This window comes from Amorphus sp. MBR-141 (assembly GCF_053628695.1).
In genome coordinates, this window is record NZ_JBRJGW010000018.1 from 1 (window position 1) to 13,860 (window position 13,860).

Sequence of the window (13,860 nt, forward strand, 5' to 3'; positions counted from 1 at the left end):
TTCTTCCGGGGCATGGAGCGTCGGCCTGTCTCGTTGATCCGACCCCCTATGAATCACGCAACAGACGCCTTGGGAATCCTTCTCAAACGCGCTCTAAAGCATTTCCCGTTCAGATCGAAGCGACCCGAACGAAAAAGATTGCTCAAGGCATATAAATTTAAATAATGCTTTTTCCGACTCGGCTTTCTGAGTTTCTGGTAAAGTTGAGGCGAGGTGAGTATGAGCAGCAAATCAACAAATCCGCCTAAAAGGCACCATTACGCACCACAATTCTTCCTGCGAAATTTTGCAATTGATTCCGAAAAAAAGAAGGTCACAGTTCTCAGTAAACATGGGAGAAAGGCGGTCTGGGCAAAGAAATCGATAAAGTCAATCGCTTTCGAGAATGACCTTTATGTCCACATAGTTGGGTCAATTCCGGTTTCAGTTGAAGAGAAAATTAACTCGTCCCTCGAAGATCCAATTTCTAAGAGTAATACCTGGAAGAAGATTGCGGCGGGCGCAGCCGCCGATCTGGATCATTCGGACCGCGCGATATTGTACAGCCTTGTCCGGAATTTCGAAGTGAGGACGCCTCATTACCGAAATACACTCCGTGATCTGTCGATTCTGGCGGGTCAACCAGATAGTGGCATGAACTTTTCTGATGATGAAAAGGAGATGTATGCCGTGCTTCGGGCCGATCCCGGCCTCATGTCAGAAATGGCCAATGAACATGCATCAAGCCTGGAATGGACCGAGCGCGAATTCTCCTCTTGCGGAATTTCGATCTGGCGTGTGAGGGAGCCAACGTACGTTTGCTCCACACCGGTTCACATACTGAAAAGTCCCGACCACCCTCGTTTGCGGGCGACACAGCTTGGATTTATTCCATATAATCATCTGATGCCATTAACGCCAAGGGCATATATTTGCCTAAGTCTCGGGGATTTTGATGGATATTTTACAAACGAACAGGTTGATCCGGTCGTTGAGGCGGCCCTCAAGCGACAGATCGTCAGCCAGTTTTCATACTGGCCCACAGTCCGGCATATGATTTGCCCAGCAGACAATCTTGTGGAGCAGCTTAGATGGGCTGGTTATAACTGTGTGCATGACACGCCTAAGAAGAAGAGCTTCCTGCGTGACTAGGCTTTCCGGCAACATTGAATTGTCTTGAATCTGGCGCCATTTCTTGTCGGTCAGTCGATCCCCCTAGCCGAAAAAGGCTCGGGGGTGAGGCCATGCCGGCGCCCAAGCGCGTGATCTCAAGCCTCAAGTGTGTGCGCGACGGGCCACATTCCGCCCCGGCCCCTTTCCCCTTGGCATAGCCGGCCCGACGGCCGATCTTCGGGGGCGATTCTGCAACCGTTGCCCGACCGAGAGCTGCCCGTGTCGTCCTTCAAGTTCCTGCACACCGCGGACCTGCATCTCGGAACCCCGTTCCGCGGCCTCGCCGTCAAGGATCCGGCAATCGCCGACCGGTTCGCCGCGGCGACGCGCACGGCGTTCTCCAGCCTGGTGGCGCGCGCGCTGGAGGAAAAGGTCGACTTCGTCGTCATCGCCGGCGACATCTACGACGGCGAGTGGAAGGACAACACGATCGGGCTGTTCTTCAACCGCGAGATCGCCCACCTGGACCGTGCCGGCATCCCGGTCTTTCTGCTACGGGGCAACCACGACGCGGAAAGCGTCGTCACCCGGTCGATCACCCTGCCGGTGTCCGTGCACGAGTTCGGCACCCGCAAGCCGGCGACGTTCCGGCTCGACGCCCTGCAGGTGGCCCTGCATGGGCAGGGCTTCGCCGAACGCGCCGCCACCGACAACCTCGCCCTCACCTATCCGGCCCCGGTCCCCGGCTGGTTCAACATCGGCGTGCTGCACACCTCCCTCACCGGCCGGCCGCCCCACGCCGTCTACGCCCCCTGCTCCACCGACGATCTCGCCAGCCGCGGCTACGACTACTGGGCGCTCGGCCACGTGCACGACTTCGAGATCGTCTCCCGCGACCCGGCCGTCGTCTTCCCCGGCAACATCCAGGGCCGCAGCATCCGCGAGACGGGGCCGAAGGGCGGCGTCGTCGTCCAGGTGGAGGACGGCCAGATCGCCGCCATCGACCGGCTGCTCGTCGACGAGGCGCGCTGGGAGAGCGCCACGATCGACGTCGGCGAGCTGGCCTCCGTCGCCGACGTCCCGGCCCGCGTCCAGGCGGCCCTCGCACATCTCGTGGGCGAGGCGGACGGCCGCTTGCTGGCGCTCCGGCTGACGCTCACCGGAACGACCGATCTCCGCCGTGAGATGATCGCTGGCCGCACCCGGCTCGCCGACGAGGTGCAGGCCGCCTGCCACCGCCTGCACGAGGACATCTGGCTGGAAAAGCTCGATCTTCGGCTGAGTCAGCCGGCAACGCCGGCGCGGCCGTCCACCGTCGATGCCGGGCTCGATCTCGACGCCCTCCTGGACGCGGTCCTGGCCGCCCCCGAGGCGGCCGAAGAGGCCGACCGCATCGTCGCGGAGATCGCCGCCCGGCTGCCGGGCGGCCTCGGCACCGCCGACGCGCCGCTGGGCGCCACCACCGCCGACCTCCTCGCCGAGGCACGCGAGCTGCTCATGGCCCGGGCCATGGGGGGGCGCTGAGCGGATGCGGTTCGAACGTCTCTCGCTGCTGCGCTACGGCACCTTCACAGACCGGGAGCTGGTGTTCCGGCCGGGCGCGAAGCTGCACGTGGTCTACGGTCCCAACGAGGCCGGCAAGAGCTCCGCGCTGGCCGCCATTTCCGACCTGCTGTTCGGGTTTCCCCACCTGACCGCCTTCGACTTCCGCCATGATAGCACCGCGCTCCGCGTCGGCGCGACGCTGGTTTCCGGCAACGGCGAGCGCCTGTCCTTCCGCCGGCGCAAGGGGCGCAAGGCCACGCTCATTTCCGACAGCGACGACGAGGGCGAGTTGCGCGACGACGCGCTGGCGCCGTTCCTCGGATCGCTCACCCGCGACGTGTTCGAGCGCGCCTTCGGCCTGGATTCCGAGCGTCTGCGCCAAGGCGCCGACGACATGCTGAAGAGCGACGGCGAGCTCGGCAGCCTGCTGTTCTCCGCCGCCTCGGGCCTGGCCGGCCTGACCAGTCTCAAGACGTCGCTGGAGGACGAGGCCGGCAGCATCTTCGCGCCCCGCAGGTCGAAGGACCGGCGCTTCTACCAGATCCTCGACCGTCACGAGGCGGCCCGCAGGGCCGAGCGCGAGAGCGAGCTCCGCGCCACCGACTGGAAGGCCCTCAACACGGCCATCGACGACCTGCAGGCGCGCTACGACGGGCTCGCCGCCGAGCGCACCACCGCCCGCCGCGCCGCCGCCCGGCTGGAGCGCCTGCGCCAGCTGCGCCCGATCGTCGCCGAGATCGATGCCGACGAGACCGCGCTCGCCGCCTTCGCCGACCTCGCCCCCCTGCCGGCCGGCCATGCCGACGCGCTGGACGCCTGCCTCGCCGCCGTGGAGCGCACCGCCACCGCTCTGCGCCACGCGGAGGACCAGGCACAACGCCAGGCCGACGTGCTGGCCCGCGTCGAGGTGGACGAGCGCCTGCTCGCCCGCGCCGAGGAGATCTTCGCGCTCATCCGCGAGTCCGGCGACTACGCCTCCAAGCTGCGCGACCTGCCGCGCATCGAGGCCGAGCGCGACACCTACGACGCCGAGCTCCGCGAGTTCGCCACCCGGCTCGGTCTCGCCGACACCGATCTCGAAGGGCGCATGCCGACCGACGCCGCCCTCGCCGAGCTGCGGGCGCTGGTCGACGAAGGCCGCCGGCTGGCCGCCACCGCCGCCGGGCTGGACGACCAGATCGCCGAGGGACGCGCCGATCTCGACGCGGTCCGGGCGCGCCGGCCGGCCGGGTCGGTGGTCGATCCGAAGCCGTGGCGCGATCAGTTCGCAGCACTCGCGCCGGACCTCGCCGCGCTTGCCCGCCGCGACGAGCTCGAAACCGAGCTGCGCGCCGCCCGCCGCGACCTGGACGCCCGCGTCGCCCGCCTGTCGCCTGCCGTCCCCGATCCCGACCGCCTCGCCGCCACGCCGCTGCCCGCCGCCGAGACCCTGCGCCAGAGCCAGGAGGCCTTCGCCGCGATCGACGCCGACCTCGCCGCCCTCGACCGCCGGGCCGCCGAGCTCGGCGAGGATCTCGAGCGGCTGGACCGCGAGATCGCCGAGGCCGAGCAGTCCGGCCCCGTCCCCTCCCGCACCGGCATCGCCGAGGCCCGCAGCGTCCGCGACGCAGCGTTCGCGCCGCTGGCGGAGGTCGTCGGGGGCCGGGCGCCGCTGCCCGCCCCCGCCGACGCCGCGGCCCGCGTCGCGGACTTCGAAACCCTCGTGCGGGCGGCCGATGACGCCGCCGACGGCGCGCTCGCCGATGCCACCCGCCTGCACGCGCAGGAGACGCGCGTGCGCACGCGCCAGGAGGTGTGCGCACAGCACGAAAAAAGCGCAGAAGTGCGCAGCGAAATGGCCCAAAAGCGCAGTTTGGTGCACGCCGATTACCGTGCGCACTTTGCCGCCCTCGCGATCGAGCCCGACACCCCCCAGCGCATGCTCGACTGGCTGCGCGCGGTGGACGATATCCTCGCCCAGCGGGGCAAGGCCCAGGCTGTGGAAGACAGCCTGGCCGGGCTCGACGCAGCGGCGGAAAGGCTGCGTCCCGCCCTCATGGCGATCGCCGCCGGAACCGGGCTCGACGGCGCCGGCGACCTGCCGGTCGGCGCGCTGGCGCGTGCCATCGAGGCCCGGCTCGCCGAGCTCGCCGACGCCTGGAGCGAGCGGCGCGCCCACGCGGTCCAGCTGGAAGACCGCGAACGGCGCCTGGAGGGCCTGACGGACAAGCGCACGGCGGTGGGGACGGCCGAGGCGGACTGGCGCGCGCGGTTCCGACCGGCGATTGCGGCAGTTGCGCTCGACGCGACCGCCGGCGTCGAACGCACCGCCGCAACGATCGCGGTCTGGGAGAAAGTGCCGGACGTCCGCCGCGAACGCACCAACCGGGCCGCCCGTGTCGACGGCATGCGCCGCGACATCGCCCGCTTCGAAGCGGGCGTCGCGGCGCTGGCGAGCGACGCCGCCCCGGACCTCGCCGGCCTGCCCGCCGCCCACGCCATCGAGGTGCTGTCCGAGCGCACCCAGGCGGCGCGCACGGCGGACGCGCAAAAGCGCAGTGCGCAGACGGCGCTGGCGGACGCGACGGCGGATCGCGCGCGCGCACGCGATGCGCACGCCGGCGCCGTCGCGGAGCGCGACCGGCTGCTCGCCGCGGCTCCCGACGGCATGGCCGCCGACGAGTTGCTGAGCCGGCTACGCATCCGCGACGACCTGGCCCTCAGCCTCGGCAAGTGCCGCCACCGGCTGTCCGAGGTCGCCGCCGGATCCGAGGAGACGGCGGTCCGGAGCGAGCTCCGGGACTTCGATCCCGAGAAGGCGTCCATCGAGATCACCACCCTAGAGCGCGAGGAAGCGCGCATCGACCAGGACATGAACGAGGTGTTCGCCGCGCTTTCCGAGAAGAAGCGCGAGCGGGACCGGCTCGACGTGGCGGCGGGCGCGGAGCGCGCGGCGTTCGAGCGCAACGTGGCGGAGGCGGAGATCCTGGAAGCGGGGCGGGAGTGGGCCGTGCTGAAGCTCGCCTCGTCGCTGCTTTCGGCCGCGATGGACCACCATCGCGGGGCCCAGGACGACCCGCTGATGAGCCGCGCCGGCCGGCTGTTCTCCACCCTGACCGCGGGTTACTTTGCCGACATCGGACAGCAGTTCGACAAGGACGACCGTCCCGAACTCGTCGGCGTGCGGGCCTCGGGTGACCGGGTGAAGATCGGCGGTCTCTCGGACGGCACCCGCGACCAGCTCTACCTGGCGCTGCGCCTCGCCTTCCTGGAGGACTACGCGGCGCGCAACGAACCGGCCCCGTTCATCGGCGACGACATCTTCCAGACGTTCGACGACGACCGCACGGCGGCCGGGCTGGCGGCGCTCGCCGAGGCGAGCGGCACCGTCCAGCCAATCCTGTTCACCCATGCCCGCAGCGTCGTCGAGATCGCGCGCGCCACCCTTGGCGACACGGTCGATGTGATCACCATCGACGGTCCGCCGTCCGGGTGACCCGGGCGACCTGGGCTGCCCGGAACGAATACGCCGCCTCCGACCGGTGACGAATGCGCGTTTCGTGCGTTGACCCGCGTACACACGCAACAAGGACGCTGCAATGGAAGACGTCGATGCGCGCCAGCCGGCCGAGGCACGGAACCGGACGGCCCTGCTGCTGCTCAACCCGAACGCCCGCCGGGGGTCGGAGCCGATCGACGATGCGCTCGAATTGCTGCGCGACAGCGGCATCCGCCTGATCGAACCGTCGACCAACGACCGCGAGGAGATCTCGACCGCCATCACCCGGCACGCCGACGAGATCGACATGGTGATCGTGGGCGGCGGCGACGGCAGCCTCAACGCCGCCGCACCCGGTCTCGTCGAGACGCGCCTCCCGCTCGGCATCCTGCCGCTGGGCACCGCCAACGATCTCGCCCGGACGCTGGAGATCCCGTTCGCCGTCGTCGACGCGGCCCAGGTGATCGCCGACGGCGAAACGCGGACGCTCGATCTCGGCATCGTCAACGACCACTATTTCTTCAACGTCGCCAGCATCGGCTTCAGCGCCCGGCTGGCCCGCGTTCTCACGTCGGACGCCAAGCGCCGCTTCGGCAAGCTCGGCTATGCGATCTCCGCCATGAAGCTGGTCTCCCAGAGCCGTTCGTTCTCCGCCGAGATCGAGCACGACGGCCATGTCGACAGGGTGCGCACCCTGCAGATCTCGGTCGGCAGCGGGCGCTACTACGGCGGCGGGCTCGCCGTGGACGAAAGCGCCGAGCCCGACGACGGGCGGCTCGACGTCTACAGCCTCGAGATCGGTCACTGGACCGAACTGCTGGCGCTGCTGCCGGCCATCAAGAGCGGCACCCAGAAGCGCTGGAAGAACGTCCGCACCTTCGGCACGACCGAACTCACCGTGCGCACGAAGCGGCCGCTCGACATCAATGCCGATGGCGAGATCCTGACGACCACGCCGGCCCATTTCGCCCTTCGACCCAAGGCCGTGACCGCCTACGTGCCGAAGCAGACCGACTCCGGAGGCCTTTTCTCGCTGGGCGGAAAAAGCTGACCGGCCCGTCGCGAGGCAGGATCGCCCCGGTTCGACTCCGATCCGCTAATCCGCCGGCCGGAGCGGCCGGAAGCGGGGCGCCGGAGACGGCTCGACCTCGCCGCCGCCGGTGGTGAAGCAGTCGGCGAGCTGCGGGTGCGTGCGCGCCTCCTCCATCGACAGGACCGGCGTCACGCAGGCATCGACCCCGTCAAACGCCGCCACCCAGTCGGCCTGGGTGCGCGTCGCGAAGAGTGCCTCCAGCCGCCGCGCCATCTCCGGCCAGGAGGGACGGTCCCACTGCCTGTCCAGATAGGCCGGATCGGCACCGACCGTTTCGATGAAGGCCCGGTAGAACTGCGGCTCGAGCGGGCCTACGGCCATGAACCGGTCGTCCGCCGTCCGGTAGACGCGGTAGAACGGAGCGCCGCCGTCCAGCATGTTGGCGCCGCGTCCGCCGTTCCACTTTCCCCGCGCGATGCTGCCGTGAACGAAGGTCGCCAGGTGGGTGGTGCCGTGCACCATCGCCGCGTCGACGACCACCCCCTCGCCCGTCCGGCCCACCCGCATCAGCGCGGACACGATGCCGAACGCCAGGTACATGCCGCCGCCGCCGAAATCGCTGACGAGGTTGAGGGGCGGCACCGGCTCCCGGTCCGGATGCCCCATCAGGCTCAACAGCCCGGTCATGCCCAGATAGTTGAGATCGTGGCCGGCCAGATGGGCCATCGGCCCCTGCTGGCCCCAGCCGGTCATGCGTCCGTAGACGATGCGCGGATTGACCGCCGCCACGTCCTGCGGACCGAGCCTAAGCGCCTCCATCTTGCCCGGGCGAAAGCCCTCGATCAGCACATCGGCCGACGCCAGCAGGTCGAGCGCCGCCTGCCGGCCGGCGTCGGATTTCAGGTCGAGCCCCTTGAGCTCCCGTCCCCGTTCGATGAACTTCCCATCGCCACCGGCGTCGCCGACGCGACCGATGCGCGTCACGTGCGCGCCCATGTCGGCGAGCAGCATCGCCGCGAAGGGGGCCGGTCCGAGACCGGCAAACTCGACGACCGTCACTCCGTCCAGGGGGCTGATCAATCCGGTCTCCATGACGCACGCGAACGCCGGCCGTCCCGACGCCCGGCGCGGACATTGCAAGGGATCGCGAAACGGGCGACGCCGGCCAAGTCGGGCGGTGCCCGGCCGCACTCCGGCGTCGGGCCGGCTTGCCAGCCTCGCGGCGGGTTGCTACGCCCATATCATTCCGCGGACAGTCCGGTGTGACCAGCCCCCCATCTTCACAACCCATTGCGCCCGGCGCCAGGCCGGCCACCTCGGTGGCCGCCGTCCTGATTCTGGCCGTCGCCGTCCTCGTGTTTTGCGACATGATGACCGGGGTGCACGCCCTGTCGCTGGTCGCCCTCGCGCTGGTCCTCGTCTTCATCCTGATGGGCTGGCGGCGGCTGCGCACCAACACCCGGGTGCTGCTGATGATGGCGCTCGCGGTGACGGCCCTCTACGCGGTCAGGCACGGATCGTTCGAGCAGTACATGCTGTCGGCCAGCCGGGCCATGTACCTGCCCGCCCTGATCGCGGTCATGACGCTGCTGCGGATCGCGGCCCAGCGATCGTCGATGATCAGCCGGGCCGGCTATTACGTGGTCGACCAGCCTCCGTCGCGCCGCTTCCTGCTTCTGGCCGGGGCCGGCCACCTGTTCGGCATCCTGCTCAACATCGGCGGTTTCCTGCTGCTGATGAACATCGCCCAGCAGACGCGGAAGGCCTCCAACACCTCCCCGGCCGTCGCCGCGATCCAGGAGCGGCGCATCACGACGGCGGTCGTGCGCGGCTTTGCCGCCACGATGATGTGGTCGCCGGTCGGCATCGCGCTCAACATCCTGCTGCCGATCCTGCCGGGCCTCTCCTGGGTCGACTACCTGCCCTACGGGCTTGCCGCCACGTTCGCCTTCTGCCTGCTCGGCTGGATATTCGACCGGATGGAGCCGCGTCCGCGGGGACCGCTGCAGCCCAAGTCGGGGCTCGGATCCGCGGCCGCCCTCATGGGCCTCGTCGGCCTGATGGTCACGATCACCGGCTCGGCGGCGCTCGCGGAGACGCTTCTCGACATGCCGCTGCGCGCCGCGATCTTGCTGATCGTGCCGTCGTTCGCGTTCGGCTGGGTCCTGCTCACCCGGGCGCCCGGCGAGACGATCGCCGGCGCCTTCGGCTGGCTGGCGGCCGAGGCCGGCGTCCAGCTGCCGAACGCCGCCAACGAGATCTGCGTGATGACCGCGTCAGGCTATCTCGGGATGCTGATCGCCACGCTGGTGCCCTCCGACGACCTGCGCGCCCTCATCCTGTGGAGCGGGCTGGAAGGCGGGACGCTTGCGGTCGCCATCGGGGCGACCATCGTCGTCAGTTCGTTGATCGGCCTGAACCCGATGATCCCCGGCACGGTGCTCGTCGCCTCGGTCGTGGCGGCCGGACTGCCCATCTCCAACACGCTGCTGCTGCTCGCCGTGCTCACGTCCTGGGCCGTGGCGCTGGTCACCTCGCCGATGACGTCGACCGTCGCCATCGCCTCCTCGGTGGTCGGCAAGCCGCCATCGGTGATCGGCTTCCGCTGGAACGGGGCATTCGCGCTCACCTTCTTCGTGCTGGTGTCGATCCTCTTCCTGTCGGTGGGCTGACCCGCCTCGCCGCGGCCGGGGCCGAGGACCGGCGCTCAGGTCGCGCCGATCGCGGCGGGCGCCGTCCGGGTGCCGGGCACGGCCCGGGAGAGACGCCGCAGATCCTCCGAGATCTCCACCGAGGTCGCCTGGAGGACGGCGACATAGCGCGCGCACGCCTCGTCGCGCGAGCCGAAGGCCGACTTGAAATAGGTCAGCCCGAGGGTCGCCGCGACGCGCTCGTTCTCCGAATAGATCGGCACCGCGATGGTGTCGGAGTTGCGCGGCTCGACGTGGCCCGCGCGGGTCGCATATCCGTCCTTGCGCACCTTCGCGAACAGCCGCGCGAGGCCAGCCGGATCGTGGGCGAGCGCGTTTTCCGGATCGCTCGAATGCCGCAGGATATCGATGATGAGGTCCTGCTCGCTCTTCTGGGCGAAGGCGACGTAGGCCAGTCCCAGTGCCCGCGTCAGCAGCGGCAGGCGCATGTTGACCGTCTTGTGGAAGGGCGAGATCGGGCTGTCCGGCACGGTCGAGAAGCGCACCACCACGGCGTCCTGGTCGAGCAGCGTGATCGACACCGGCCACTGGTACTTGCGGGTGAGCGAGATCGCCCAGGCCCGGCCCGCCTCCACCACCAGCGGATCCTTGTGGAAGCCGGAACTCAGCGAGACGACGTGCCCGGTGATCTGGTATCCGCCCAGCCGCGTGTCGTTCTCAACGTAGCCAAGTCCTTCCAGCGTCTTCAGAATCCGCACGAGGGTCGGCTTCGGCAACTGGGTGGCCGCATGCAGCTGCGCGATCGACGTGTAGGGCTGCCGGTTGAGCTCCTGCAGCACCTGCATCGCCCGCTCGATCGAGCGAATGGACATCCGGCATCCCTCCCGAGTGACGTGTTCTGGGCGGGCAGGTTATTTCGCCTGCCGGAACGGCGCCATCGTTTCGTTGTCTCGCCACCAGCCGAAGACCTAAGCCAGATCAGGCTTTTCGGAAAAGCCGGCAAGAAAACGGGAAAGGAAGCGCCGTGGGTTCCGACAGCAATCGCGAGGAAGTGCGCCGCCTGATCGCGACCATCGACGACGGCGTGGTCGATGGCCTGATGCAGGGTGCGGTGGATCTGCACGTCCATTCCGGCCCGTCGATCATGGCCCGCCAGGTCGATCACTTCCAGGCCGTGGAACAGGCCGCCGCCGCCGGCATGCGCGGCATCCTGTTCAAGGACCACCATTATTCGGTCGCGCCCTTCCTGCCGATCATGGAGCGGGTGCTGGGCCACCACGGAGTGGCGATGTACGGCGGCCTGGTGCTGAACAACTCGGCCGGCGCCCTCGATCCCTACGTGGTCGATTCCATCCTGAAGCACGGCGCCAAGCTGATCTGGATGCCGACGGCCCACTCCGCCAACCACATCCGCACCAATTTCCGCAAGTCGCGGCTCGCCGCCAACGTCCAGCTCAAGACGCCGAAGGGCCTCACCGTGCTCGACGAGCACGGCGACCTCCTCGACGTGGTCAAGCAGATCCTCGATTCCATCGCGGAGTTCGACGCGATCCTGTCGTCGGGGCATCTCCACGTCTACGAGATCTGGAAGCTGTTCACCGAGGCCAAGGCGCGCGGCGTCAAGCGGCTGATCGTCAACCACCCGATGTACGGGTTGCATTTCACCTACGACGACATCCGCGAGCTGGCGGAGTTCGGCGCCCTGATCGAGCAGTCGGCCTGCCTCTACGTGGATTCGCGCTTCAACGTGTTCACCCCGCAGGAGCTGAAGGAGCACATCCTGGCAGCCGGCGTGGAGCACTCGTCGATCGGCTCGGACCTCGGACAGGTCGACAATCCGACCCCCGTCGAGGGCATGCGACAGGCGATCAAGATGTGCCTGGCGCTGGGCTTCAGCGAGGACGAGGTGCGGCTCATGGTGCGCGACAACCCGGCGCGGCTGGTGGGGCTCGAGATCGGCTAGCGCCGCAGACGGCCGGGCCTCCACCGGAGAGCCCGAAACAAGCAAAGACGTGGCCACCGGCGCCTGCCGGTCAGGACCACCGGGAGGCGACATGGACAAGGCGCACGAGATCGATGCCGCTCCCGAGATCGGCGCGCGGTCGCCGACGGGACTTTCGCGCTGGCTGGTGCGCATCGCCGCCGCCACCATCCTGATCCTGGCGATCAACCAGAGCTTCAATCTCGGCTTCTTCGTCGGCGTGACGATGATCGACCTGCGCTTCTACTACGCGATCATCGCGCTGGCGCTGGCCTCGGTGTTCCTGCTCTACCCGCTCCGGGCCGCCCTCATCGGGCTGCCGCCGCGCTGGTACGACTGGGTGTTCGCGGTGGCGATCATCGTGGTCTGCGGCTACTTCTTCGCCAACGCCTACAACATCAAGCTGCGCGGCTGGGAGATGGCTCCGCCCGAGGTGGCGGTGTATTTCTCGTTCGCCCTGTGGTTCCTGGTGCTGGAGGCCGGGCGGCGCGCCGGCGGCCTGCCGCTGGCGATCATCGTCGCGATCCTGTCCTGCTACCCGATGTACACGGAGTACCTGCCGAACGTCATCGCGGGCTTCCCGTCGTCGGCCGCCTACACCGCCGCCTATCATGCGATGGGCTCGGAGAGCATCCTCGGCATCCCGCTTCGCACCTTCGCCCAGCTGATCATCGGCTTCATCGTGTTCGGCGCCGCCCTGCAGCAGACCGGGGCCGGGGCGTTCTTCATGGACCTCTCGTTCGCGCTGCTGGGGCGGGTGCGCGGCGGCCCGGCCAAGGTCGCGATCTTCTCCAGCGGGCTGATGGGCTCGATGAGCGGCAGCGTCATCACCAACGTGATGACGACCGGCGTGATGACCATCCCGGCGATGCGGCGCACCGGCATCCGCGGCACGTTTGCCGCCGGCGTCGAGACCTGCGCCTCCACCGGCGGCGTGCTGATGCCGCCGGTGATGGGGGCCACCGCCTTCGTCATGGCCAGCATGATGAACGTGCCCTACGCCGAGGTGGCGCTCGCCGCCGCCATCCCGTCGATCCTCTATTTCTTCGGGCTGTTCGTGCAGATCGACTCGATGGCCGCGAAGGAGGGCCTGAAGGGGCTGCCGGCCGAGGAGCTTCCGTCGGTCCGCCAGACGTTCAAGGAAGGCTGGTACTACATCTTCGTCTTCGCGCTGCTGATCTACATGCTCCTCATCATGCGCCGGGAGGCGCTGGCGCCCTACTACGCGACGCCGCTGCTGATCCAGGTGTTCTCCAAGCGGCACCGCTGGGGCTGGGCCGAGGTGGGCCGCTTCTTCGACAGCCTGGGCGGGCTGTTCGCCAACCTGGTGGCGATCCTGGCGGCCGTCGGCATGATCGTCGGCGCCCTGTCGATGACCGGAGTGGCGGCGACGCTGGTCAACGACCTGCTGCGGGTGGCGGGCGGCTCGCAGATCATGCTCCTGGTGATGGGGGCGATCACCGGCCTCATCCTCGGCGTCGGCATGACCTCGACGGCGGCCTACATCTTCCTCGCCATCCTGCTCGCCCCGGCGCTCGTCCAGGTCGGCCTCAACCCGATGGCCGTCCACATGTTCATCTTCTACTGGGGCATGCTGTCGTTCATCACGCCGCCGGTGGCGCTCGGCGCCTTCGCCGCCGCCTCCATCGCCAAGACGCCGCCGATGGCGACCGGCTTCGAGGCGATGCGGCTCGGCAGCGTGATCTACTTCATTCCGTTCTTCTTCGTCTTCCAGCCGGCGCTGGTCCTGCAGGGACCGGTGTCGGACACCATCATCGCCTTCGTCCTGGCGATCGTCGGCATCTCGCTGTTCGCCTGCACCATCCAGGGCTTCGTGCCCGGCATCGGGGTGCTGTTCGCCGACCGCTGGTTTGGCCGGCCGCTGCGGCTCGTGCTGTTCGCGGGCGCCATCCTGATCGCGCTGCCCGCCACCATCGTGCCCGGCTGGTCCGATCTCGACCTCGTCCTGCTGGCAGCAGTCTTCGTGCTGCCGATCCTCGCCTATGCGGCCTACCTCAATCACCACGTCAAGCTGAACGGGACGCCCGAGCGGGTCGCCTGAGACGGCCCGTTCGCCCCC

General features: G+C 68.4%; 9 protein-coding genes. 7 read left to right on the plus strand and 2 right to left on the minus strand.

The features are described 5' to 3' along the window. Positions 1-219 precede the first annotated feature (219 nt). The 4 genes from ACSSVZ_RS20730 to ACSSVZ_RS20745 all read left to right on the plus strand — a co-directional run bounded on the left by ACSSVZ_RS20730 (position 220) and on the right by ACSSVZ_RS20745 (position 7,166). A complete protein-coding gene (locus ACSSVZ_RS20730; RefSeq protein ID WP_453972650.1) occupies positions 220-1,131 on the plus strand; it encodes a DUF4238 domain-containing protein in 912 nt (303 codons plus the stop codon). Between the two features lie 240 nt (positions 1,132-1,371). Continuing rightward, positions 1,372-2,616 carry a metallophosphoesterase family protein gene (locus ACSSVZ_RS20735; protein ID WP_453972651.1) on the plus strand — a complete coding sequence of 415 codons (1,245 nt, stop codon included), beginning with the start codon at positions 1,372-1,374 and terminating at the stop codon, positions 2,614-2,616. Between the two features lie 4 nt (positions 2,617-2,620). Continuing rightward, entirely contained in the window at positions 2,621-6,112 is a 3,492-nt protein-coding gene (locus tag ACSSVZ_RS20740; RefSeq protein WP_453972652.1) for an AAA family ATPase, read from the plus strand. 103 nt (positions 6,113-6,215) lie between these two features. Further along, entirely contained in the window at positions 6,216-7,166 is a 951-nt protein-coding gene (locus tag ACSSVZ_RS20745) for a lipid kinase (protein ID WP_453972653.1), read from the plus strand. Positions 7,167-7,211: 45 nt separating this feature from the next. Here the strand turns inward: ACSSVZ_RS20745 and ACSSVZ_RS20750 are convergent, their stop codons facing one another. Continuing rightward, positions 7,212-8,228, minus strand: coding sequence for a CaiB/BaiF CoA transferase family protein (locus ACSSVZ_RS20750; RefSeq protein ID WP_453972654.1), 1,017 nt, complete (start codon positions 8,226-8,228; stop codon positions 7,212-7,214). Positions 8,229-8,410: 182 nt separating this feature from the next. Here ACSSVZ_RS20750 and ACSSVZ_RS20755 point away from each other — a divergent pair, with 182 nt between their 5' ends. After that, positions 8,411-9,820: a hypothetical protein gene (locus tag ACSSVZ_RS20755; protein ID WP_453972655.1), complete on the plus strand. Its 1,410-nt coding sequence runs from the start codon at positions 8,411-8,413 to the stop codon at positions 9,818-9,820. Between the two features lie 35 nt (positions 9,821-9,855). Here ACSSVZ_RS20755 and ACSSVZ_RS20760 read toward each other — a convergent pair whose 3' ends face one another. After that, a complete protein-coding gene (locus tag ACSSVZ_RS20760; RefSeq protein ID WP_453972656.1) occupies positions 9,856-10,671 on the minus strand; it encodes a helix-turn-helix domain-containing protein in 816 nt (271 codons plus the stop codon). 152 nt (positions 10,672-10,823) lie between these two features. On the opposite strand from ACSSVZ_RS20760, the gene ACSSVZ_RS20765 reads away from it, so the two are divergent. Next, positions 10,824-11,762 carry a DUF6282 family protein gene (locus ACSSVZ_RS20765; RefSeq protein ID WP_453972657.1) on the plus strand — a complete coding sequence of 313 codons (939 nt, stop codon included), beginning with the start codon at positions 10,824-10,826 and terminating at the stop codon, positions 11,760-11,762. 91 nt (positions 11,763-11,853) lie between these two features. Beyond that, positions 11,854-13,842 (plus strand): TRAP transporter permease, encoded by a 1,989-nt coding sequence (locus ACSSVZ_RS20770; RefSeq protein WP_453972658.1) that lies wholly within the window; start codon positions 11,854-11,856, stop codon positions 13,840-13,842. The last annotated feature ends 18 nt before the right edge of the window (positions 13,843-13,860 follow it).

Excerpts from the sequence above, each read along its gene's own strand:
- ACSSVZ_RS20730 (WP_453972650.1), top strand. The coding sequence starts at position 220 with ATGAGCAGCAAATCAACAAATCCGCCTAAAAGGCACCATTACGCACCA.
- ACSSVZ_RS20740 (WP_453972652.1), top strand. The coding sequence starts at position 2,621 with ATGCGGTTCGAACGTCTCTCGCTGCTGCGCTACGGCACCTTCACAGAC.
- ACSSVZ_RS20745 (WP_453972653.1), top strand. The coding sequence starts at position 6,216 with ATGGAAGACGTCGATGCGCGCCAGCCGGCCGAGGCACGGAACCGGACG.
- ACSSVZ_RS20760 (WP_453972656.1), bottom strand. The coding sequence starts at position 10,671 with ATGTCCATTCGCTCGATCGAGCGGGCGATGCAGGTGCTGCAGGAGCTC.
- ACSSVZ_RS20770 (WP_453972658.1), top strand. The coding sequence starts at position 11,854 with ATGGACAAGGCGCACGAGATCGATGCCGCTCCCGAGATCGGCGCGCGG.